General features: G+C 56.7%; 22 protein-coding genes. 19 read left to right on the top strand and 3 right to left on the bottom strand.

Features of this window, described 5'->3' with window-relative positions:
• Window positions 1-98: 98 nt before the first annotated feature.
• The 17 genes from GT003_RS17210 (at window position 99) to GT003_RS17130 (ending at window position 19,292) form a co-directional block, all read left to right on the top strand.
• Window positions 99-1,016, top strand: coding sequence for an RNA polymerase sigma-70 factor (locus tag GT003_RS17210; protein WP_161699996.1), 918 nt, complete (start codon window positions 99-101; stop codon window positions 1,014-1,016).
• Window positions 1,017-1,207: 191 nt separating this feature from the next.
• Entirely contained in the window at window positions 1,208-1,801 is a 594-nt protein-coding gene (locus GT003_RS17205) for a YdeI/OmpD-associated family protein (protein WP_161699995.1), read from the top strand.
• Window positions 1,802-2,212: 411 nt separating this feature from the next.
• Window positions 2,213-4,141: a ribosomal protection-like ABC-F family protein gene (abc-f, locus tag GT003_RS17200; protein WP_161699993.1), complete on the top strand. Its 1,929-nt coding sequence runs from the start codon at window positions 2,213-2,215 to the stop codon at window positions 4,139-4,141.
• 287 nt (window positions 4,142-4,428) lie between these two features.
• Window positions 4,429-4,950 carry a TetR/AcrR family transcriptional regulator gene (locus GT003_RS17195; protein ID WP_161699990.1) on the top strand — a complete coding sequence of 174 codons (522 nt, stop codon included), beginning with the start codon at window positions 4,429-4,431 and terminating at the stop codon, window positions 4,948-4,950.
• Between the two features lie 275 nt (window positions 4,951-5,225).
• Window positions 5,226-5,747 (top strand): SRPBCC family protein, encoded by a 522-nt coding sequence (locus GT003_RS17190; protein ID WP_204798950.1) that lies wholly within the window; start codon window positions 5,226-5,228, stop codon window positions 5,745-5,747.
• A 105-nt stretch (window positions 5,748-5,852) separates the two neighbouring features.
• Window positions 5,853-7,358, top strand: coding sequence for a multicopper oxidase family protein (locus tag GT003_RS17185; RefSeq protein WP_239566031.1), 1,506 nt, complete (start codon window positions 5,853-5,855; stop codon window positions 7,356-7,358).
• Window positions 7,359-7,421: 63 nt separating this feature from the next.
• Window positions 7,422-8,393, top strand: a complete 972-nt coding sequence (locus GT003_RS17180; RefSeq protein WP_161699988.1) for an NAD(P)H-binding protein — start codon at window positions 7,422-7,424, stop codon at window positions 8,391-8,393.
• Between the two features lie 171 nt (window positions 8,394-8,564).
• Complete coding sequence (locus GT003_RS17175) at window positions 8,565-8,921, top strand: VOC family protein (protein WP_161699986.1); 357 nt, start codon at window positions 8,565-8,567, stop codon at window positions 8,919-8,921.
• Between the two features lie 85 nt (window positions 8,922-9,006).
• Window positions 9,007-10,209, top strand: coding sequence for a macrolide family glycosyltransferase (locus GT003_RS17170; RefSeq protein WP_161699984.1), 1,203 nt, complete (start codon window positions 9,007-9,009; stop codon window positions 10,207-10,209).
• Between the two features lie 197 nt (window positions 10,210-10,406).
• Window positions 10,407-10,904, top strand: coding sequence for a sigma-70 family RNA polymerase sigma factor (locus GT003_RS17165; protein ID WP_161699982.1), 498 nt, complete (start codon window positions 10,407-10,409; stop codon window positions 10,902-10,904).
• On the top strand, window positions 10,885-11,736 hold the full coding sequence (locus tag GT003_RS17160) for a DUF5666 domain-containing protein (protein WP_161699980.1): 852 nt from the start codon (window positions 10,885-10,887) through the stop codon (window positions 11,734-11,736). Before GT003_RS17165 ends, GT003_RS17160 begins: the two co-directional genes overlap by 20 nt.
• A 281-nt stretch (window positions 11,737-12,017) precedes the next feature.
• Window positions 12,018-13,589: an SAM-dependent methyltransferase gene (locus GT003_RS17155; protein WP_161699978.1), complete on the top strand. Its 1,572-nt coding sequence runs from the start codon at window positions 12,018-12,020 to the stop codon at window positions 13,587-13,589.
• Window positions 13,590-13,756: 167 nt separating this feature from the next.
• Window positions 13,757-15,160: a DEAD/DEAH box helicase gene (locus GT003_RS17150; RefSeq protein WP_161699976.1), complete on the top strand. Its 1,404-nt coding sequence runs from the start codon at window positions 13,757-13,759 to the stop codon at window positions 15,158-15,160.
• A gap of 264 nt (window positions 15,161-15,424) precedes the next feature.
• Window positions 15,425-16,201: a TerC family protein gene (locus tag GT003_RS17145; RefSeq protein ID WP_161699974.1), complete on the top strand. Its 777-nt coding sequence runs from the start codon at window positions 15,425-15,427 to the stop codon at window positions 16,199-16,201.
• Between the two features lie 200 nt (window positions 16,202-16,401).
• A complete protein-coding gene (locus GT003_RS17140; RefSeq protein ID WP_161699972.1) occupies window positions 16,402-17,259 on the top strand; it encodes an AraC family transcriptional regulator in 858 nt (285 codons plus the stop codon).
• Between the two features lie 182 nt (window positions 17,260-17,441).
• A complete protein-coding gene (locus GT003_RS17135) occupies window positions 17,442-18,956 on the top strand; it encodes a sulfatase-like hydrolase/transferase (protein WP_161699970.1) in 1,515 nt (504 codons plus the stop codon).
• 42 nt (window positions 18,957-18,998) lie between these two features.
• On the top strand, window positions 18,999-19,292 hold the full coding sequence (locus tag GT003_RS17130) for a hypothetical protein (RefSeq protein WP_161699968.1): 294 nt from the start codon (window positions 18,999-19,001) through the stop codon (window positions 19,290-19,292).
• 186 nt (window positions 19,293-19,478) lie between these two features.
• On the opposite strand, the gene GT003_RS17125 is transcribed toward GT003_RS17130, so the two are convergent.
• A complete protein-coding gene (locus tag GT003_RS17125; protein ID WP_161699966.1) occupies window positions 19,479-20,087 on the bottom strand; it encodes a TetR/AcrR family transcriptional regulator in 609 nt (202 codons plus the stop codon).
• A gap of 143 nt (window positions 20,088-20,230) precedes the next feature.
• On the opposite strand from GT003_RS17125, the gene GT003_RS17120 reads away from it, so the two are divergent.
• Both GT003_RS17120 and GT003_RS17115 read left to right on the top strand, forming a co-directional pair.
• Window positions 20,231-21,442, top strand: coding sequence for an MFS transporter (locus GT003_RS17120; RefSeq protein ID WP_161699964.1), 1,212 nt, complete (start codon window positions 20,231-20,233; stop codon window positions 21,440-21,442).
• A gap of 67 nt (window positions 21,443-21,509) precedes the next feature.
• Window positions 21,510-22,163: an MBL fold metallo-hydrolase gene (locus tag GT003_RS17115; RefSeq protein ID WP_161699962.1), complete on the top strand. Its 654-nt coding sequence runs from the start codon at window positions 21,510-21,512 to the stop codon at window positions 22,161-22,163.
• A gap of 205 nt (window positions 22,164-22,368) precedes the next feature.
• On the opposite strand, the gene GT003_RS32530 is transcribed toward GT003_RS17115, so the two are convergent.
• Together GT003_RS32530 and GT003_RS32525 are read right to left on the bottom strand one after the other, a co-directional pair.
• Entirely contained in the window at window positions 22,369-22,605 is a 237-nt protein-coding gene (locus GT003_RS32530; protein WP_239566030.1) for a phosphodiester glycosidase family protein, read from the bottom strand.
• A 65-nt stretch (window positions 22,606-22,670) separates the two neighbouring features.
• Entirely contained in the window at window positions 22,671-23,021 is a 351-nt protein-coding gene (locus tag GT003_RS32525; RefSeq protein WP_239566029.1) for a hypothetical protein, read from the bottom strand.
• Between the last annotated feature and the right edge of the window lie 38 nt (window positions 23,022-23,059).

Below are 23,059 nucleotides of genomic sequence, written 5' to 3'. Positions count from 1 at the left end.
AGCATCCGGGATGCTGCTTAATGCCTCATTGTCCGGCGCCAAACAGCCAGCAAATGGTATACTGGCATGGAAGGATAACGTTAAGGAAGGGATCCATCGTGGAGCTTGATTCCGTGTATAAGACGTACAGGCCGCTTCTGCTCTCCATCGCGTACCGCATGCTGGGGTCGGTCACGCAGGCCGAGGATTTGGTGCAGGACGCGTTCGTAACGGTTCAGCAGCAGAACATCCATCAAGAGGGCGGTTCCATCCGCAACCTGAAGGCGTACTTATGCAAAATCGTGACGAACCGCTGCTTGGATGACTTGAAGTCCGCCCGCAAGAATAGAGAGGTCTACGTCGGACCTTGGCTGCCGGAGCCTCTCGTGCAGGATTACGTGCTCCATCCAGGGACCGCTGCAGGACAGGATCCTCTCCAACGCATCGTCCTGGAGGATACGATATCGTATGCCTTCCTCATCATGCTCGAGAGGCTGACCCCGATCGAGCGGGCCGTATTCATACTGCGGGAGGCCTTCGAATTCGAGTATCGCGATATCGCGGACTTCGTCGATAAGACCGAGCTCGGCTGCCGCCAAATCTTCAGCCGCCTCAAACGAAAAATCCAGGAAGACCGGCCGCAGCCGGAGGCAATAGCCAGCGAGCGGTCCGAGCAGCTCGTACTCCGATTTCTCCATGCGACGGCTACCGGCGACATGGAAGGGCTCTTCGCGATGCTCGCTGACGACATCGTGCTGTACAACGACGGCGGCGGCAAGGTATTCGCGGCGGTCAAGCCGATCGTATCCAGCCGGCGCGCGCTTGCGTTTATTCAAGGGATCCTGTCCAAGGACAATGGCTTGGGCCGCATGCGAATGGTCAAGATTAACGGCCAACTGGGCGTCGTGCTTAGCAGCCCTTCCGAATCGTACCCGACCATTGTCAGCCTGGAGCTGCGGGATGGGCGCGTGCAGCGGATATATATCCTGCGCAATCCGGATAAAATGCAGCATTTGAACTTGAGCTTGCTAAGCTGAATACGAAGCGAGCAAAGGCCATTCCAACCAGGATGGCCTTTTCGGCCGTAAGGACGACCTTATGCCGGAAACCCGTTGAAGTTCAACCGGGCAGGCATGGCGTGGTATAGTAGGAATAACGAAAAATCGAGATTGCAGCGTCCGCGTCATCGACGGGAGATGCTGACGCGATAGAAGAGGAGCGTTCGCCGATGACGCAGCAAGTCAGAAATCCCAAGGTTGACGGATTCATGAGGAAGGCCAAGCAGTGGAAGGCCGAGTTCGAACTGCTCCGCGAGATCGTGCTGGACTGCGGGCTGACCGAGGACATCAAGTGGATGCACCCTTGTTACATGTACGAGGATAAGAACGTCGTGCTGATCCACGGGTTCAAAGAATACTGCGCGCTCCTGTTCCATAAAGGCGTGCTGTTGAAGGACAAGCATGGCATCCTCATTCAACAAACGGAGAACGTGCAGGCGGCGCGCCAGATTCGATTCAAGAACGCGCAGGAAATCGTCGATCTGGAGCTCACGATAAGAGCCTATATCTATGAGGCGATCGAGGCGGAGAAAGCCGGCTTGGAGGTCGAATACAAGAAGCCCGCCGAGTTCGCCGTATCCGAGGAGTTCCAAGCGAAGCTCGAAGAAGTCCCTGCTCTGAAATCGGCCTTCGAAGCGCTGACGCCGGGCCGACAGAGAGCTTACCTGCTTCATTTCTCGGAGCCGAAGCAGTCCAAGACGCGAACGGCAAGGGTGGAGAAGTACATGCCGCGCATTCTCGAGGGCAAGGGATTGAACGACTAGAAGAGGAACAAGTCCGCGCGAGAATGAATATCCATACACAAGGAAAGGGGTATTATTTCCTTAACGGAAATTGGCCTTGCCGCAGCGAATCGTTTGCGGCAGCGGACGGGGATGTAGTATACTCGAACTACGTATAGACAAGGAGGTGAAGGTAGGATGAATCGAGAGGTTGTGAATAATCAAGTGAGCCGGCTGCCCATCGCGATGGCTGGCATCGCTCATGGTTTTGCCCAAGACGCGAGAGCTCTGTCTTGTTCTAATCATACGAAATCACAACTCGCGAAGAGGCTCCTACCTTAACCTGAACGGATTGTACCGGAGAGGACGTAGGGATTTTTCCCTGCGTCCTTTTTATATGGTTCTCCATGGTGCCAATCGTACGGGTAGGGCCTCCGCTTAGGAGGAACCCTCATGTTAACGATCAATTGCCAACAAGTGAAGAAATACAACGCCGCCCAGCTCGTCCTGGAAAACGTCACCTTCGAGCTGCATCACGGCGAGAAAGCGGGGCTTGTCGGCCGCAACGGCTCCGGCAAGACTACGCTGCTGCGCATGCTTGCCAAGCTGGATCACCCGGACGACGGCTTGGTGGCCATTCGGAAGAACGCGCGCATCGGCTATCTCCGGCAAGTTCCGGGTTTGGAAGCCGGCATGACGGTCCGCGACCTGCTGGTGGTAGGCTTCCGGGATTTAATCGAATGCCGGGATCGGATGACGGCGATCGAGTCGGCGATGTCGTCGCCGGACCTGAGTCCGGCACGATTGGCGTCGCTGCTCGCGGAGTACGCGAAGCTGCAGGAACGCTTCGAGCTGGACGGCGGCTATGAGCTCGAGGCCCGCATCGATCAGGTCGCCGAAGGCCTGCGCATCCCCCGGGAGTGGTATGGGCGGGAGTACGCATCGCTGTCCGGCGGAGAGAAGACGAAGGTCGGCCTCGCCTCTCAGCTGCTGCGGGAGCCCGAGCTTCTGCTGCTCGATGAACCGACCAACCACCTCGACATGACCGCCGTGGAATGGCTGGAGGAATTCCTGTTGAAGTATGCGGGAGCCTGCCTGATCGTCTCACATGACCGATACTTCCTCGACCGGGTCGTGACGAAGATCGTAGAGCTCGAGGACGGGGAGTCGACCGTGTTCCATGGCAACTACTCGCGCTACGCGAAGGAGAAGGAAGAGCTGATTCTCCGGCAGTTCGCGGATTACCAGGAGCAGCAGAAGAAGCTCAAGAAGATGCGGGAGACGATAAAGCAGCTGTTGGAATGGGGGCGGATGGGCGACAACGGGAAATTCTTCCGCAGAGCGGCCAGCATGCAGCGAGCGCTGGATCGGATGGAGAAGCTGAAGCGCCCTGCGATCGATCGCAAGGAGGCGGAGTTCGAACTGCGGCCTTCCGAGCGGTCCGGCAAGCAAGTCGTTGTCTTGCATGACGTGGAGAAGCGTTTCGGGACGAAGACGATCTTGGGAGGAGTCACGGGAGAGCTTCTCTACGGCGAGAAGGTGATGCTGGTCGGCGACAACGGCTCCGGCAAGTCGACCTTATTGAAGCTTATTCTCGGGGAAGCCCGCGCGGACGGAGGAGAAGTGCGGCTCGGTTCGAGAGTAGAGGTCGGTTATCTCGCGCAGCAGCAGCTCCCGGAGCATCCGGAACAGTCCGTGCTGGACTATTTCCGAATGGAGGCCGGCATGGAGGAAGGCGAAGCCCGCAACCGGCTGGCGGCTTACCTGTTCTATGGCGCGGATGTCTTCAAGCCGGTCAGCCTGCTGTCCGGCGGGGAGTGGACGCGACTGAGGCTGGCGCTGCTCGTGCTACGGAAGCCGAACCTGCTCATTCTGGACGAACCGACGAACCATATGGACATCGCGTCGAGGGAGGCGCTCGAGGAAGCGCTGGAGGATTATCCGGGTACGATTCTGATCGTGACGCATGATCGGTATCTCATCAACCGGCTGGCGCAGAAAATCTGGGAGCTGGACCTTGGGCGTCTCGGGGTCTACCTGGGCAGCTTCGGCGAATACACGGCGGAGAGCGGACGAAGGAAGGCCCGCGACATCGCGAGCGAAGCGGAAGAGCGGCGTCGATTGCGGCCGGAGCCGAGCCGCGCGCCGTCGAACGCCGTGCCGAGCGCGAAGGGCGGAATGCACAGCGCAAAGCTCGAAGCGGAGATCAACGAGGCGGAACGGAAGCTGGCGGAGCTTGATGCCGCGCTGTACGAACCGGAGCAAGGCGCCGAGGCGGCATCTCCCATGGAAAGCATGGAGAAGATGTGGTCCGAGCGAGAGGCGCTGCAGGGGCGCCTGGATCGGCTGATGGAGCAGTGGATGGCGGAGCAGGGAGAATAGAGGGCGGTCAACCGGACTCCACGGGACGGCCGATTCGCTCCATTCAGAATGAAACGTATAAACGAGTCACGGGAATAGTAAAACACATGAGCCGAAGCCTCTGGAATTCCGGATGGCTTCGGTTCGCTGTTTGAAGAGCATTGTTGGCGATAACCCCTACTCGGCGCAGAAAAAGGCTTTTCGTAATCGGAAATCATTTGCAGAGCGGTTGCATTGTCGAGGAAGCATTTGTATACTGAGTGAGTTCATTATTGATCAATCACTTATAAGCAGGAGGCAAACAAACGATGGCAAAATCCGATACGACGTCGGTGAATCGCAAATCGGACATTATCTCGGCGGCGATTGCAATATTCGCGGAAGTTGGTTATTTTCGGGCTACGACGGCGCAGGTGGCCGAACGGGCGAGCATCTCGCAGCCCTACGTATTCCGTTTCTTCGCGACCAAGGAAGCGCTGCTGTTAGCCGCGCTGGAGGCTTCCTGGAATAGGGTAATCGAATCGTTCCGCAAGGTGGTAGAAACAACTGCACCGGAATTGCTGGAGACGGAGCTCGTTCAGGAGTACGTGAACATACAGATGAAGTACGAGAACGAGATGCTCTTGCAGATGCAAGCGCAGACGATTCGGGAGACAGCCATCCAGCAGACGATGCGCAGCGCCTACAAGGAAATCCGCGATCTGGTCCTAACGGCCTTCCGTGATGCCGGTGTGGAGAATGCAGAAGAGCGGTCGATGTTGTTCCTCGCACGGGGAGTACTGTGCAATGTTGCGGTCGCGATTAATCTGCCCGAATTGATGAAGGGATAAGGAGGGAGCGTATTCTGTAAATTAGTTATTGACCAATCAATAACTATCCGTTATATTGAATTCAGAGCTAGTGATTGATCAATCACAAATTATAAGAGCTGCACTTCTCCAGGGCGCAGTCGGTTATCGTGAGACGTTATTCAGCGCAGCCGTGTCTTTGGCAACGGGCCGTTCGCGCAGTTGCACCCGTATCGGGCATTATCGGCTATTTAGTTAGTGATTGATCAATCACAAAAAATACACATCCAAACTTTTATCGAAACGAGGTAGAGAAAATGCAAAAGTCGATGGTAATCGGAGCAAGCGGCGAGCTGGGTTCGGAGAATACGGTAGAACTCAATATTCAAGAGGTGGGTGAGGTTGATGTCGACCGAGACGCACCGGTGATCGTGCATCTATCCATTGAGATCAATGCCGCACCAGAGACGGTATGGAGGATTCAGACAGGCATTGAGCAGTGGCCGACATGGCAGAAAGACATCTCTAGAGCGCAGCTAGCCGGTTCGATCGCGGCAGGAAGCACGTTCCGCTGGGAGACTCATGGACTGGACATTGTCTCCACCATCCGCGAAGTTGTGCCGATGCGGCGTATCGTATGGGGAGGTCCGGCGCACGGAATCGTGGGCATTCATGCGTGGAGCATCACCCCCGCTTCTCAAGGCGTCCTCGTGCATACCACGGAGTCTTGGAACGGCCCGGCCGTAACAGCCGACCCCGGCGGCATGCGAGCAGCGCTCATATCCTCGCTTGCCGATTGGCTCTCCGCGCTCAAGACAACAGCCGAGGCAGCCAACTGATTCGAGGACACCTTTCGAAAGATTGCTAAAACAAAGAAGAATCTGATCAAGAAGAATCTGATCATGAGTAAGTGACTAATCAATTACATAAAGGGGCGATAACGTTTGGCTCGAAGAAAAAGCGCAAGACGACTGATCTCTATCGGACTGCCCTTGGTCGCGGTCCTGCTGATCGCAGCGGCGGTGACCACTTATTTTTGGCAGATGCGGCTTCAGAAGCCAGGTGAGGTTAACATGGCGGACATGACGGATATGGCCGGAATGGCGCATATGGAGCATATGGAGACAGCGGCGAAAAAGGCAGCCTCCGATTCCAAGGACAAGGACGGCATGTTGTCCTGTGCCGCAATCACGGCCCCGGAATCGTCGGCACCGATTCGAAAGTTCGATATAACGGCGGCACGTACGATACTGAAGCTGGATAACGGAGAGACGGTCGAAGCATGGACCTTCAACGGCTCCTCTCCGGGCCCCGAGCTACGTGTTAAGGAGGGCGACCGGGTTGTCGTAACGCTCCATAACAAGGACCTCGAGGACGGCGTTACGATTCATTGGCACGGGATTGCGGTACCGTGTTCACAGGACGGCATTGCGGGCGTTACGCAGGATGCCGTGCCGCCGGGAGGGCAGTTCACGTATACCTTTATCGCAGCATCCCCGGGCACGTATTGGTACCACTCCCATCAGATGAGCTCGATTCAGGCAAGCAAAGGGCTTCTGGGCGCGCTGATCGTCGAACCTAAGCAACGGCCGGTATCCGATCCTTCGACAGTGGAGGCGACAGCTCTCTATCAACAGTTGGGCTCTGCCATGCTGGTGAACGGAAGCGCGAATGGGCTGGCTGTCCCGGGCAAACGGGGGGAGCAAGTCAGGCTTAGGTTGATCAATGCGGGGAATGAAACGATGGAATTCGATGTCGATGGCGCTCCCTTCCGGGTCTTGGCGATGGATGGGCATGAATTGCACAGCCCCGGGCTGCTGGACGGAACGATTATTCCGATCGGAGCGGGACAGCGATATGATCTGCTCATCCAAGTTCCGGAGTCGAGGCAAGCCGTCGTCTACAGTCCCATGGCCGAGAGCTTGTCGATCAGAATCGGCAGCGGAAGCCACCCGCAGCATTCGGAAGGCGGGAAGCTGTTCTCGTTCGTCGACTATGGCATGCCATTACCTAACGACCCCGCCCCGAGCGTCGAGCCCGATCGGCATTTCGAGTTAAAGCTGGGCCAGACCTTGTTCGCAAAGTCGATTAACGGAAAGTCCTTCCACGAGATTCCCCCCATGACCGTGAAGGAGGGCGATCATATTCTCATATCGGTCTCTAACGAGGGCGGTGGCGATCATCCTTTTCACGTTCACGGGCATACGTTTCGCGTCCTGAGCAGAAACGGCGTTGCCTTGAAGGGCAGCCCGGTTTATCTGGATACGCTCCTAACGAAGAAGGGCGAGACCTATGAGCTGTACATGGAAGCCAACAACCCGGGCCTCTGGATGGCACACTGCCACAATCTCAAGCATGCCTCGATGGGCATGAGCATGATGCTCGATTACGAAGGCATCACGACACCTTATCGGGTGGGTACCAAGTCAGGCAATCTTCCGGATTTGTAAAATAGAGCACTCCAAAAGGTGAGTAACAGACTCGAGCGCATAATTAAAAGGAGACGTGATGATATGACGCAGATGAAAGCAATGGTAATTGGAGCGACCGGCGGGACGGGAATGGCAATTACGGAAGAACTAGTGAGACGAGGGATCGACACGATTGCATTTGGGCGCTCGCGCCAGAAACTCGTGCAGCTTGCCGAGCGGCTGGGCAGTCCCCCGAATCTGGCGCTTGGCGTAGGGGATGCTGCGCGCCCCGACGATATTGCTTCTCAAGCAAACGGAGCTGACGTATGGTTCCATTGCGCGAACGTTCCCTACCACGAGATGGCGAGCAAGCTGATTCCGCTGGGCGAGTCGGTGATGGAGGCAGCCGAGCGTTTGGCCGTCCGAGTCGTCGCGATCGACGGCATTTACCCTTACGGCCGGAGACAGGCAGAACTGGTGACCGAGGAGCACCCCAAGCAGCCCCATACTCGCAAGGGCAAAGTACGCTTGGACTATGAACGGATGTTGTTCAGCAAACGGTGGAAGAAGGCGAAGGTACTCATTGCCCGGCTGCCCGATTATTACGGACCAACGGCCAATGAGGCCTCCTATCTGGGCTCCACGTTGGAAGCCATCGCTGCCGGAAAGATGGCGTTCTACATTGGCAACATGCATACTCCCCGCGAATTCATCTATTTGCCGGATGCGGCTGCCATGATCGTCGAGCTGGCCGGCAGGGATTTCGCCTACGAGCAGAATTGGAATATCCCGGGGGCCGGGATGATTGCCGGAAGAGATATCGTTAAGCTCGCGCAAGCGTCGAGCGGCAGCTTTAAACCGGTCATTGCGTTGAAGAAGCTGGGCTTATCCTTGCTCGGAATCTGCCTGCCCGTCATGAAGGAAGTCGTGGAAATGCTATATTTGACCGAAGAACCGCTGACGCTAAGCCGCCAAAAGTACGAGCTTCATGTTGGTCCGGTCGTGGCAACGCCGTTCCAGGAAGGAATCGCCTCAACGATACAAGCATTGCAAATGAGGAGAGCAAATACCTAGCACGAATTAATGGGTCACTCACCAGGCGCGGTTCCTCAAGGTTTTGGGGAGGCTGCGTCTTTTTCTTCGCGGGTGCTTTCAAGTTTGAAGAAGAGTGGTTATCCTAAGGGGAGTAGACTGCAGCATAACGGATAGAAACCAATCGATGAAAAGGGAAGTGACGGAGAGCGCATGATCAACGCCGCACATATCATTCTTTACAGTACCGACGCGGAGGCGGACCGGACGTTCATCCAAGAGGTACTCGGATTGGCAGGCGTTGACGCCGGAGGCGGCTGGCTGATCTATAAATTGCCTCCTGCCGAGATTGCCGTGCACCCTACGGAGGGGCCGAGCAAGCACGAGTTCTACTTTATGTGCGATGATATCGAGGCGACTTTAAAGGAATTAACCGCCAAGGGCGTTACGATCTCGCAGCCGGTCAGCGACCAGCGCTGGGGACTGCTCGCCTCCATCAAACTGCCGAGCGGGGCCGATCTGCCGCTCTATCAGCCGCTCCATCCTACGGCCTTCGACCTGGAAGGTTGAGCCGAAGACGCATTCGCTTGCGATAAATCAAGAGCGGGCCATCCCGTCCCAGATGGCCTTTCTGTAAATCTAAGGAGTGACGGACATGGCGCGCGTGTTATTCATTAATGGCGGTTCCGAAGGACATATCAATCCCACGGTCGGCGTCGTGCAGGAGCTTGTGTCGCGCGGCGACGAGGTCGTGTACGTCTGCGTCGAAGCGTATCGGGAGCGTATGGAGAAGGCGGGAGCCTCCGTACGGACCATCGAAGGCCGGCGCTTTATCGAAGCCTTTATCTCGGGCGGACGAACGTACGTGCTCGAGAGAGCGATCGGGCTGCTGCTGACGGCGGAGGTCGTCCTGCCCAGCGTCCTTGAACAGATCCAAGGCGAGCGATTCGATTACATCATCCATGATTCCATGTTCGGCTGCGGACGGCTGCTGGCTCAGATTCTCAAGCTTCCCGCCGTCAGTTCCTGCACCTCGTTTGCGCAGACGCAAGCGTCCTTCGACGACCAGCTGGAGCAGTTCTATGCGAACGTCCCGGCGGAGATCGTCGAACCGATCACCGATCGCTTCGAAAGCCTGACGGCCAAGATCAAGGAAACCTACGGCGTAGAAATCCTCTCCCCCTACGAGGCGTTTTGCAATCCCGCGCCGCTTACGATCGTCTATACCACGCGCGAGTTTCAGCCTGACGGCGAGGCGTTCGACCGCACGTATAAATTCGTCGGCCCCTCCATCTCGGCGCGCGCATCGCAGGGCAGCTTCGACTTCTCCGCGATTGAAGGGAAATCCACCCTATACATCTCGTTGGGAACGGTCTTCAACCAAGCCGTTGATTTCTACAAGCTTTGTATGGAGGCATTCGGAAACACGGCGCATACGGTCGTGATGGCAGTCGGCAATCGAACGGCGCTATCTGATTTGGGGGACATTCCGAGCAACTTCATCGTCGACCATTACGTACCGCAGACCGATATTTTGCGTCATTCGAGGTTATTCATCACCCACGGGGGCATGAACAGCACCCATGAAGGCCTCTATTATGGGGTTCCGCTCATCGTCCTCCCGATCGGCGCCGATCAGCCGATCATTGCCGGGCAGGTTGCACGGATCGGAGCGGGCATGCAATTGGCTATCCAAAGCCTGACTGCCGATCAACTGCGGGAGGCAGCCGATCGCGTGTTAAGCCGCTCTTCGTTCAAGGAGGCGGCCGCCGCTATGGGGGAGGTCCTTCGCCAAACAGGCGGGTACCGCCAAGCGGTTGATGAAATCGCGGCATTTCGAAATCACCAGTCTAGCTAAAGCAAATCAGGTAGAGGCCACCCGTCGAAGGGTGGCCTTTTTGGCGTGAACCGTTCTCGGACATGACTTCATCCGCCGCGTGGCACACTAGTTATATCGCTGTTAGAGCCCAGTACAGAATTAATTTGAAAAAAAATAGACCGCAATGAAAAATATCGGGGCGCTCGATTGTATTACAAGTGAAAGGAGGTGCTGAGGTGTACAATTCATATGAGCTCAATGAATCTGTACGAAAGGCCTTGGAGCTATACTCTCAAAGCATGATCAAAATTGCCTTTGCCTATTTGAAAAACACGGCGGATGCGGAAGAAGTGACGCAGGAAGTCTTTCTCGCCTATTTGCAGAAACGTCCTGTATTCGAAAATAGCGAGCATGAAAAAGCGTGGCTGATTCGCACGACGATCAATAAAAGCAAAAACATGCTGAAAACCGGTTGGTTCAAAAGCAGGAATCCTGTTCCCGAGGACCTGAGCTACCTCCCCAGAGAAGAAAGCGAGGTTCTGCAGGCCGTGCTTGCTCTGGACAAGAAATATCGAATTCCGATTCATCTGCACTACTACGAAGGTTATTCGATCCAGGAGATCGCGGAGATCCTTCAGGCCAAGCCCGCTACGGTCGGAACATGGCTGGCCAGGGGACGGTTTCTCCTGAAAGAACAGATTGGAGGCCAGGGGGATGAAGAAGTCTGTATATAAATCCGCTATGGACCGCTTGAAAACAAGCGAAGATTTCAACGAAGCGACTTACGAGAAGTTGATGTCGGAGATGGACAAAACCGCACAAACCCATACAACTACAAGCAATCAAAAGGAGAGAGTGAAAATGGAAAACGTTATGAAAAGAAAGCTAACGGGTTGGACAGTCGGAATTGCAGCAGCTGCAGTGCTATCGGTCGGGGTATTCTCGATGCTGCCGCACTCGGCGACGCCTACGGCGCCTCCAACGACCAATGTCGGAACGAAGCCGCCGATCATGGGTAAAGTGGCCGTCAATATCGATGGCGTGATCTCCGAAGTGAGCGCGGACGGCAAGAGCTTCAAGGTCGGCGATCTGTGGGTAACCGTAACGGATCAAACCGCGATGGGCAGCAAAGAACCTACGGCAGCGAAGCCGACGGAAGAATTGCTCGGCAAAGAGTTCAAAGTCGGCAACACGGTATCGGGTTTCACTTCCCAAGACGTCAGCACCGGCAAAGTGACTGCGGACGTCATCTATAACAACATCGCGCCGCAGAAGGACGCGGCTTCGAACACGGCGATCAAGGGCAAAGCCGCAGCTAACATCGACGGCCAAATCACGGAAGTAAGCGCGGACGGCAAGAGCTTCAAGGTCGGCGATCTGTGGGTTACGGTAACGCCGGACACGCAGCTGGGCATCGATGGCCCAACGGCTGCCGCACCGTCCGAAGAGCTGCTGCAGAAGGAATACAAAGTCGGCAACTTCGTATCCGGCTTTACGACGGAAGACGTAAGCTCGGGCAAAGTGAACGCAACTCGCATCTACAACAACTTTGCAGCGCAAAAGTAATCGACGCACGGCTGCTGCTGCATCATGCGAGCCATCGGCCGGCGGCAGAATACGAGTGGAGTACGGAAGAAGAACCCTTAGCGCATGCAGGGGTTCTTCTTTGCGTCTTCTTTGCGTATTCATTGCGTTTTTATATCGTTTTCCTAGCAGTTTCTTGTCGTTATCCCCGCGTTTCCAACAAAGGAGGTGGCATTGCGCGGCGTAAAGGTTATTATGGATCTAGGTGAGATAAAATAAGGGTAGGGAACGATTACCTCCAAGGACAGGATAGGATAGGTTACATGACAGTTGAGCATAAACAGCGTTACCGCTTCAGCGAAGCGCCGATCTGGCAGATGCAGCGGGCGTATTACGAAGAAGTAGGCTTAAACGCGTGGAACAATGACAAGATTCCTCAATATGCGACCTCCAATCCTGTGATTGCCGGTGCCTATGCAGAGATGATATTCGGGTTTCTTCAAGATCGGGCCGGCAAGGAAGAGCGCTCGGCGTCGGCGTGGGAGCCGGTTCAAATCGTGGAGCTTGGCGCGGGAGCGGGCCGGTTCGCTTTTCACGTCCTTCACGAGCTAAGCCAATTGATCGACTACGCGGGGATCGCGCTGCCTTCGTTTCGATATATCATGACGGATTTGGCGATGAGCAACGTATTGGCATGGAGAGAGCATCCCGCGCTGCAAACTTTTATTGCCCGAGGCATGCTCGATTTCGCGGGATTCGATGCCGTTCAAGACACGGAGCTGAACCTGATCGTGTCCGGCGAAACCATTCGCGGAGGGGATTTGAAGCAGCCGCTGATCATCGTGGCCAACTATTTCTTCGATAGCATCCCGCAGGAGCTGCTGTACGTGAAGGAAGGCCGGATCTATGAGGCCGACGTGCTCATCGAGTATCCGGAAGGCAGCGATTCCCTTCAGACGGCCGAATTGCTCGATCGACTCTCGTTTCAATATACGCATCGGCATGCGCCGGAATATGAGCAGGAATCGTATCCATACCGGGATATCATCGCTCTCTATCGGGAGCAATTGGAAGATTCACATATCTTATTCCCGGTCGCCGGATTGAATTGTTTGGCGCGCTTGAACCGGCTGTCCCAGGCAGGCATGCTGCTTATTACCGCGGACAAAGGGGATCATTTGCTGGAAGACTGGGCCTTCATGGAACCGCCGGAGCTGACGCTGCACGGAAGCGCCTTCTCGTTAACGGCCAATTACCATGCCATCGAGCAGGTTATGAAGCGGGACGGCGCGCTCGCGTTATTCCCTCCGCATCATTATCGCAATATAAATGTGGGCTGCATCATCCAAGTGGACCAGCCCATGAGCTGCGTCCAAACCAGGCTGGCCTATCGCCGGGTGATCGAACGGTTCGGACCGGACGAATTTTTCAGCTTGAAGGAATGGATCGACCCCAACATAGCGGGTATGGAGCTGCAGCAGCTGGTAAGCTTCTGGCGGTTGGGCGGCTATGACGCGGAGTTCTTCATGCAGAGCACGGAGCAGATCTCGAGCCTGCTGGCTGAGGCTGCGGACCAAGAACTGCAGGACCTGTCGAGGGGCATAGAAATCATGTGGTCCTCGTACTACGAGATGGAGCAGCGGTACGACTTGGCGCTGGAAGCAGGCTTATTGCTGTTTGAGATGGACATGTATGCGGATTCCAAGCGGTTCCTCGAAATCTCCGTACGCAAAGACCGGGAAGAGATCGTATCCACCGTCTATTATTGTCTTGCGATCTGCTGCTTCGAGATGGGCTTGGAGGATGAGGGGCTGCAGTACACGAGAGAATTAATCAAGCTGGAGCCGGATAACGAAGAAGCGTTAGCGTTGATTCACAGATTCGAATCGGTATAGATCGGCGGATTACAATCAGATAGACGACGTTCATGAGCTGAAAACGACCTTCAATTCGGCTGCTCGATGACGGATGGATAATTGTTAAGGCAGGCTCCGCGCCTCATCTAGTGTATAATGCTAGTAGGAAGCCCCCGCATGGACGGCGGCTGAACGAAGGAGAGCTTATGACATTCGAACAATTGCAACTTATTTCCCCTATTCTTAAAGCGTTGACCAAGGAAAATTATACGGAGCCGACGCCGATTCAAACCCAGGCGATCCCGCCGGTACTGGCAGGCCGCGACATATTTGGCTGCGCCCAGACGGGAACCGGCAAGACGGCTGCGTTCTTGCTGCCGATCCTCCAGCTGCTGAGCGCGAAGCAGGACCGCCCGAACGGCAAGCGCGTTATCCGCTCGTTGATTCTGACGCCTACGCGAGAGCTGGCGATTCAGATTGCCGATAATTGCAAAGCCTACGGACGTTTCTTGAACCTGCGCAGCGCCGTCATCGTGGGCGGCGTCTCGCAGCGGGCGCAGGAGCAGGACCTCGCGCAAGGCATGGATATTCTGATCGCAACGCCGGGCCGGCTGATCGATCTCATGAATCAAGGTTTCGCCGATCTGCGGCATGTGCAGATTCTGGTGCTGGACGAAGCCGACCGGATGCTCGATATGGGCTTCATTCACGACATGAAGCGGATTATCGCCAAACTGCCCGCCAAGCGGCAGACGCTGTTCTTCTCGGCGACGCTGCCGAACGAGATCAAGTCCCTAGTGGACTCGCTGCTGACCAATCCGGTGAAAGTCGAGATTACGCCCGTCTCTACGACGGCGGAGCGCATCCAGCAATCGCTGTACTACGTGGACAAGACGAATAAACTGCCGCTCTTGATCGATATCATGCAGGACAAATCGATCACCAGCGCGCTCGTCTTCACCCGTACGAAGCGCGGTGCGGACCGGATCGTTCGCGGTTTGACGAAGGCGAATATCACCGCGCAGGCGATCCATGGCGACAAGTCGCAGACCGCCCGCCAGACGGCGCTGAACAACTTCAAGAACGGCTCGACGCGCCTGCTGGTGGCGACGGACATCGCCGCACGGGGCATCGATATCGATGAGCTGTCGCATGTCATCAACATCAACCTGCCGAACATTCCGGAGACGTACGTGCACCGGATCGGCCGCACGGGACGCGCCGGATTGAGCGGAATCGCGATCTCGTTCTGCGAGCACGAGGAAATTCCGTTTCTGAAGGATATCGAGAAGCTGATCAAGCAGCGGATTCCGGTCATTCAGGATCATCCGTATCCGCTGACCATGACGGAGCCTGCTCCGGTGCCGGCCATGGCGGCCAAGGCCGGCAGAGCGCCGTCCGGTAACGGTACGCCGCGCGGCAACGGCGGAGGAGCACCACGCGGCAACGGCGGCGGCGCTCCGCGCGGCAACGGAGGCGGTGCTCCGCGCGGCAAAAGCGCAGGCGCTCCACGCGTAGGCGCCTCTGGAAGAGAAGGCGGCAGCGGTGCAGGCACGGGTTCCGGCGGCAGCAAAGGCGGATTCCGGGGAAGACGGCCCGTTGGCAAGTAAGCAGTTCAGGATCGCTTGAATAAGTGCATGCATGATAGGTGAGGGTTACCTGATGGACGGTTGATATGACCGCCGGGGTAACCCTCTTTTTTGCGTTGGCCAAGGGGTGATAGGTCCTCTTCATCGGGGACAGGCTAAGGAAGGAAAGCGCATGATTGCGATCGATCGGTCCATGCTCCTGAAACGGATGGCCGGCCTTGCCGTATACGTGAATAAGCGATGATTCGTTCAGCTATCATTTCGATATAGCGAGGAGAGGTACTGGTGGATTCACTTTGGTTAGAGTACGCTTGGGCATTACTGATTCTTATCGGACTGGAAGGCTTGCTGTCGGCGGACAATGCGCTCGTATTGGCGGTCATCGCCAAGCATTTGCCTGAGGATCAGAAGAAGAAAGCCATTAATTATGGGATTCTGATGGCATTCGTTTTCCGTTTCGCCGCATTGTTTGCCATTTCCTTCATCGCCAACGTCTGGCAAATTCAAGCGATCGGAGCGGCTTACCTGCTGTATCTGGGGTTAAAGCACATCATCCAAGCGCGTTTCGGCAAGAAGAACGAGGATGTTCATGAGGACGTTAAGAAAGATGCCGCGGGCAAAGCATTCTGGCCGACCGTAGGCAAAATCGGCCTCGCGGATCTCGCCTTTGCGATCGATTCGATTCTCGCGGCGGTCGCGCTGGCACTGGGCCTCCCGGATTCGCCGCTTCGCGATTTCGGCGGCATGGACGGCGGGAAATTCCTGATTGTCCTGCTTGGCGGGATCGCGGGTCTCGTTTTGATCAAATTCGCGGCGACATGGTTCGTCAAGCTGCTTGGGGAGCGGCCGGCGCTCGAGACCACGGCTTATGCGATCGTCGCATGGGTCGGCGTGAAGCTTGCCGTCATTACGCTGGCGCATGAAGATATTGCGGCGCTGGATCACGAGTTCCCGCACAGCACGACCTGGACCCTAATCTTCTACGGCGTCTTGATCGCGATTGCGCTGGTCGGATGGTTCACGCCATCGAACAAGAAACAGGTACAGGTGGATACGAATTAGAAGAATCGCGGGCGGAGCGCAGTAATCGCGATACGGCGGGTGACGGTACCGGAATGCTGCTGTTATACTAGGTGAATAAGAAAACCGCTGGACATGGACAAAACGGAAGCAGTAACGACAAGAGACATTTCACGAAGCGTGAAGGGTCTCTTTGGTCTATGGTCGTTGGTTATTCGGGCAGCCCGGGGGAGGCGATGAACATGAAAGAATTCGAATACGAATTCGCGGAGAGCCTGTATTATACGGCGTCGGAATTCGAGAAGAAAGGCGGCATCTGGCCCATCCGCGCGGGCAGAAACCAAGCGAAGCCGGGGTACGCCATCGGGCCGAAAATCATCGAATGCTACTCCATTCACTTCGTCGCGGAGGGGGCCGTCGAGTTCGAATTCAAAGGCGGCGCGGCGACGCTCGAGGCCGGCGACCTGTTCTGCCTGTACCCGCATCATAAATACCGCTACGAGCTCGGCAAAGGGGGAACAGCGCCGCTGCGCATGTACTGGCTTGCCTTCAATGGCCCCCAGGCGCCTTACCTGCTGGATCGTCTCGGCATAAGCCGCGAGCGGCCGTACCTTCGCGGCCGGTTGACGCCGGATACGGAAGCCGCGCTTCAGGAGACGCTTCGTTTCATACGGAGCGGGAACGCCGGCGAAGAGTGCCTGTTATCCGCCTCCATCTACCGCATATTCGGAGCGCTGCACGATCCATCGGCCTGCGAGCAGTCGGACAAAGGCGAAGAGAAATGGACGGCCAGAACGCTTAACCATATGCATACGCATTACATGGAAGGCATTACGGTCGCGGACGTCGTGCGGGTGGCCGGCGTCCATCGCTCCCATCTGTACGGCGAGCTGACTCGCCTTACGGGCATGGGGCCGCAGCAGTATCTGACGAAGCTGCGCATGGAGCGGGCCGCCGAGATGCTGCAGCTGCGGGCGTACAGCATTACGGAAATCGCGTTGTCGCTGGGGTACCCCGAGCTGTACTCGTTCTCCCGTGCTTTCTGCAAGCATTACGGGATGCCGCCCAGCCGCTATCCGCGAGACAAAGGGATGGACTAGACAAAATGACAATTGCCGACTAGACATTCTGGTATTTTATCGCGCTGTCGATCGAATTAGAATTGAGGTATGCCAAAGGGTAAGGGCGTATTTCTGCTTACATAGGGGAGTAAATAGGTGTGAATAATAAGTAAACTTTTTGCGGATTCCTCAATTTACGAGTGAGTGAAAGGAAGTGCGCCGTGCCACGCAAACGCAAGAATATATTGCTCATAACGAGCGACCAGCAGCATTGGAACACGCTCGGATTCCGTAACCCGGAGGTGTCGACGCCGAATCTCGACCGCCTCGCGTCGCAAGGGACGACGTTCAGCCGTGCCTATTGCCCGAATCCGACCTGCACGCCGACCCGATCTTCCCTCATTACCGGCCAATATCCGAGCCAGCACGGCGCGTGGACGCTCGGCACGAAGCTGTCCGAAGCGCAGCATACGGTCGGCGAGGACTTCACGGCCGCAGGCTATCGGACGGCGCTTGTCGGGAAGGCGCATTTTCAGCCGCTTGCGTCCACGGAACAATACCCGTCCAGCGAATCCTATCCATTACTTCAGGACCTCGATTACTGGCGGACATTCACCGGGCCGTTCTACGGCTTCCAGCGCGTCGAGCTGGCGCGGAACCATACGAACGAAGGGCATGCGGGGCAGCATTACGGGATATGGCTGGAGGATAGCGGCTGCGACAACTGGCGCGACTACTTCCTGCAGCCGGCGGGCACGATGGATCCTGCGGAGAAGCATACCTGGCGAATCCCGGAGCAGTATCATTACGACGCCTGGATTGCCGAGCGGACGAACGCGCTGCTGGCGGAATATACCGAGAGCGAAGAGCCGTTCTTCCTCTGGTCCAGCTTCTTCGACCCGCATCCGCCGTATCTTGTGCCCGAGCCGTGGGACACGATGTACGATCCGAACAAGCTCACGATTCCGGCCGTTGTCCCGGGCGAGCATGAGGCCAATCCGCCCCACTTCGGCATGACGCAGCAGCGCGACCCGGATTTCTCGGCTTACCTCGAATCGGGCAAAGGCATCCACGGGATGCATTCCCACCTGCACGACGATCATGAGCTGCGGAAGAACATCGCCGTCTATTACGGCATGATCAGCCTGATGGATAAGTACATCGGCACGATTCTCGATCAGCTGGAACGGCTCGGGCTGGCGGACGACACGGTCGTCGTGTTTACGTCCGACCACGGGCACGCGTTCGGTCATCACGGCCTCATCGCGAAGGGGCCGTTCCACTACGAGGACTTAATCCGCGTGCCGATGATCGTCCGGCATCCGGAGCAGCGGGAGCGGGGGCAGGTCTCGGACGCGCTTCAGTCGCTCGTCGACTACGCGCCGACGTTCCTTGGCCTTGCAGGCTTGCCGATCCCGAACGCGATGACGGGCCTTGACCAAAGCGCGGTATGGCAGGGGGAGCAGACGCGACTACGGGACCATATCCTGTGCGAGAACCATCACGAACCGACCGCCATCCACTTGAAGACGTACGTGGAGGATCGGTACAAGCTGACGGTCTACTATAACCGGGAATACGGCGAGCTGTTCGACCTTCATTCCGACCCCGGGGAGCTGCGCAACCTGTGGAACGATCCCGAGGCGGCGGAGCTGAAGTCCAGGCTCTTGCTTCGTTACATCTGGGCGGAGCTGGGCAAGGAACCGATGTGGATGCCTCGGGTCTCGGGAGCGTAGGATAACGGGTGCGTCATGTGCATGAGTGATTAAGATCGCGCATTGCGCCGTGAAGAGATGACCCTGCAAGCGGGTCGTCTTTTTTATTCGCAGGTACGGTGTCGGGTCGATGTCGCGACATGGATCACGCTCGTCGCCGGCATCCATTTTGCAGCGCCGAAGCTTCAGGTCGCGAGCAGCGCGATTACGGGAATAGGCTCCGGCACGAGCTGGCCGAGAAATTTCGTGATCGCGCTGATTGCCGAGACGATCGCGATTCAGCCTATCGCCCGCTATGCGATGGTCAGGCTGCATGGCGCCCAAGAGAAGAAGCTGCGGGCGGGGCAATCGGTATAGCAAGACGCCAGGTTATGGTCTGTACGGCTTGCACCTGTACGGCCTGCACACGCAAAAAGAACCCGGAGCCGGGTTCTTTTTTTTGGACCGCGATTCCGTCTGGAGCGGATTAAGCCTTCGGCAGCCCATGCTGAACTCGAACGGGCCGGACTTCGAAACGCTCGCGTCGCATTCCGGAACGATCGATCAAACGTTCAAATCAAACGTCAGGCAGATCTGCTCCAGGAACAGCTCGGGCGAATAACCGCGTTCCGTTCGCTGGAACGAGTACGAGTCGCTGCTCAGCGCCATCAGGAGCATATCGGCCTTGAAGACGCTGTTCGGACGGGCCTTCCCGGAATCGGCCATCTCGTCGAAGAGATCGACCAGCAGTTGATGAAGCTCGAGGTAGAGCGGGCCATGGGTGCGCGACCGTGAACGGTTGGTCGTCGTGGATTCCTCGACGCCCGCGAGCAATTGGGACTTCTTCTCCCGAAAGCGGATGAAGAGGTTCAGAATGCCCTTGAGTCGCTCGATCGCGGGTTCCGGCTTGTTGTCGTTCAAGTACGCTTCGATATTATCGAAGAGGAGAATGATGTTCTCCTTCATCAAGTCCGTGCATAGTTCGGCTTTGTTGCGATACCGGCGGTACAGCGTTCCCGGGCCGATCTGCGCTTCTGCGGCAATTTGGTTCATACTGACCTGTTCCACGCCCTGCTGCTCGAATAGCCGAAGCGCCGCATCCAAGATGCGCTGGCGGTTCTCCGCGGCATCGCGTCGTTCGGAACGCGGCGGAGTTGACTGCGAATCAAACATGATAAGGCTCACTTCCTCGCATACGGAGATCGATGTCTTGACAAGCGGAGATGTCTCCGTTTATCATCAAGTGGAGACGTCTCCGCTTGATTGTAGCATACGACATAGGCGGGTACAACAGATGCGGAAAGAAGGCTTTAGCCGTGCCGATATGGAAAAGGAATCTAATCGTCTGCTGGTTCGGCATGTTCGTGACCGGCATAGGCATGAGTCAGATCGCGCCCGTATTGCCGCTGTTTATTAAGCATCTCGGCGTTCAGGATTCGGGTTCGATCGCCGAATTATCCGGCATTGCGTTCGGCGTGACCTTTATCGTTTCCGCGATTTTCTCCCCGATCTGGGGAGCGGCAGCAGACCGGTTCGGGCGCAAGCCGATGCTGCTGCGAGCCAGCCTCGGCATGGCGGTCGTGATCGGATGCATGGGCTTCGCCCATCATGTTTACGTGCTGATCGGGCTGAGATTGGTGCAGGGCATCATCACCGGTTACGGCACGGCCTGCACGACCCTAATCGCGACGCAGACCGATAAGGAGCACGCAGGCTATGCGCTCGGGACGCTGTCGACGGCAAGCATCGCGGGCTCGCTGCTCGGACCGATGGTCGGAGGATTCGTGGAAGAGAATTTCGGCATGCAAAACGTATTCTTCATCACGGGGGCGATGATGTTGATCGCCTTCCTGACGACGGCGTTATTCGTCCAAGAAGCGTTCGCGCGCCAAACGAAGCAAGTTCAAGGCGCCAAGGAAATCTGGGCGTTGATACCCGAGAAGAGCCTGACGATCACGATGTTCGTGACGTTCTTCGTCTTGACGGTGGCCCTGTATTCAGTGGAGCCGATTATTACCGTCTACATCGCCGAGTTATCCCATAATCTCGGTCATGTGGCGCTGATCGCGGGCATCACGTTCTCGGCTTCCGGGTTGGCGAATATCGTGGCCGCTCCGCGGCTGGGCAAGCTGTCCGACCGAATCGGGGCGCATAAGGTAATGTTGTTCGCGCTCGCAGCGGCGGGCATCATCTTCATCCCGCAAGCCTTCGTGACGAGTCCTTGGCAGTTAATGGCGCTACGGTTCTTATTAGGGCTGACATCGGCGGGACTGACCCCCGCCGTCAATATTTTGATCAAGAAAATAACGCCGACGGCCATCACGGGCCGGGTGTTCGGCTTCACGATGTCGGCCGGGTACCTGGGCGTCTTCGGCGGGGCGGTCCTCGGGGGCGAGGTAGCGGATTGGTTCGGCAGCCGGTACGTATTCATCGTGACGGGCATGCTGCTGCTGGCGAACGCGGCATGGGTGTATCTGAAAGTGTTCAAGAAGCTGCAGAGCCGCCAAACGGCGACTGCCGCCCGCTAGCCGCCGACTCTCAACCGCGAATTACGAACCATCAACCACCAAACGAAAGACAAGGAGCGCGGCATGCATGCAGATTAAATGGTTCGGCCACTCTTCATTTCTGTTGACCTCGGACGCCGGGACGAGGATTCTGATCGATCCCTATTATAAGTTTCTCGGCTACCGCATGCCGGTACCGGTGGAATCGGACATTGTCGTCGTCACGCATAATCATGGCGATCACAATAAAGTCAAAGCGGCATCGGGCGATTACCTGCTCGTGAACGAGCCGAAGGCATACGGCCGCGGCGATGTGCGCATCGACGGGTTCAAGACGTTCCATGACAAGGTGAATGGGAAGAAGCGCGGGCCGAACATTATTTTTCGTTTCCAAATCGACGGCTTGACGGTCTGCCATTGCGGCGACCTGGGACACTTGTTGACGGCGGAACAAGCCGAAGCGATCGGCAGGACGGACGTGCTCATCGTTCCCGTAGGCGGAAGGATGACGCTCGATGGAGCGGAGGCCGCTCAAGTGATGCGGCAGCTGCAAGCGACGGTGGCGATTCCGATGCATTACCGCACGAAGGCGCTAGGCCTTCTGGGGAAAATCGTTTTCGCGAAGGCGGATCCATTCCTGACGGCTGCCGGTACGCGGACGACGCCCGATGTGCCGCTCCTGAATGTGTCGAAGGACAGCCTGTCCCAGTATGCCGGCGTCGTAACGATGCGGTATAACTAATAGCGGCATGCGAAAGGGAACTTTGCCGGTGAACTGCCTGCTGCCCAGGACGATATGGCCGCGATGCTCGCGAACGGCGTCCGTGATCCGCAGGATATCGCTCGCCAGATACTGTCCGTCGCTGTTCGCGCAGACGACGCCCTCCCCGCTGCCGCACTGCCCCATATAATCGTAATGATCGTCATGCTGCGAGCCTCCTTCTTTTTTAGGACTCGGGAATGTAGATAATATCGCTGACGCCCCGTTCATTGCCTTTGCCCAGCGGATCGTTCGCCACTCTGCCCATGAAATACATCGTGGACGAGCCGCCGCCGTCGAAATTATAAGCCTCCCCGGCACTCAGTTCATGGAATAGATTCGCGAATTCGGTCAGCGTCATCCCCCGGCTGCAGCCGCTCTTTCTGCCATCAACCACGATGAACAGAAAGTGATTCGGCGCCATCATACCGGTACCGGTGCGCGGATTGGCGTCTTAAATGGAATGATTCCCGAAATTTTTATCGATTCTCACACTTCTGAAATCGCCCGCGATCTCGCCGTTTTCGATGAGAATCGGACCGGAGGAGAAGTGTTCGTGACGCCCCCGGCCAGCAGTGCGTCCGAAGAGGGTTCCTCTTCTTTATAGGGCTGGAGGGTGCCGCTCTCGAGCAGCGCCAGGCCGTCATGCGCAGGATATTCGCGGCATACGGTGCCGTTGCGTATGATGACGCTGTCGTTACGGAAGCCGTAATAATCGCCGTTGATCGCGAATACGGCATTGTGGCTGGCCGCGATCGTCGATGTGTCTTCGACGGTATTGGTCCCGAAGGGGTTCTTGGCGAATGCGGTCAGTAGATTGCTGTTTTTGTCGAATATCACATCATCCGTGATAACCGGAAGGGGCGCGATCTTGCATG

Origin of the sequence: Paenibacillus sacheonensis (assembly GCF_009909195.1) — a bacterium.
GTDB classification, from domain to species: domain Bacteria; phylum Bacillota; class Bacilli; order Paenibacillales; family Paenibacillaceae; genus Paenibacillus_Z; species Paenibacillus_Z sacheonensis.
This window is presented reverse-complemented; position numbering and strand designations above follow the sequence as displayed.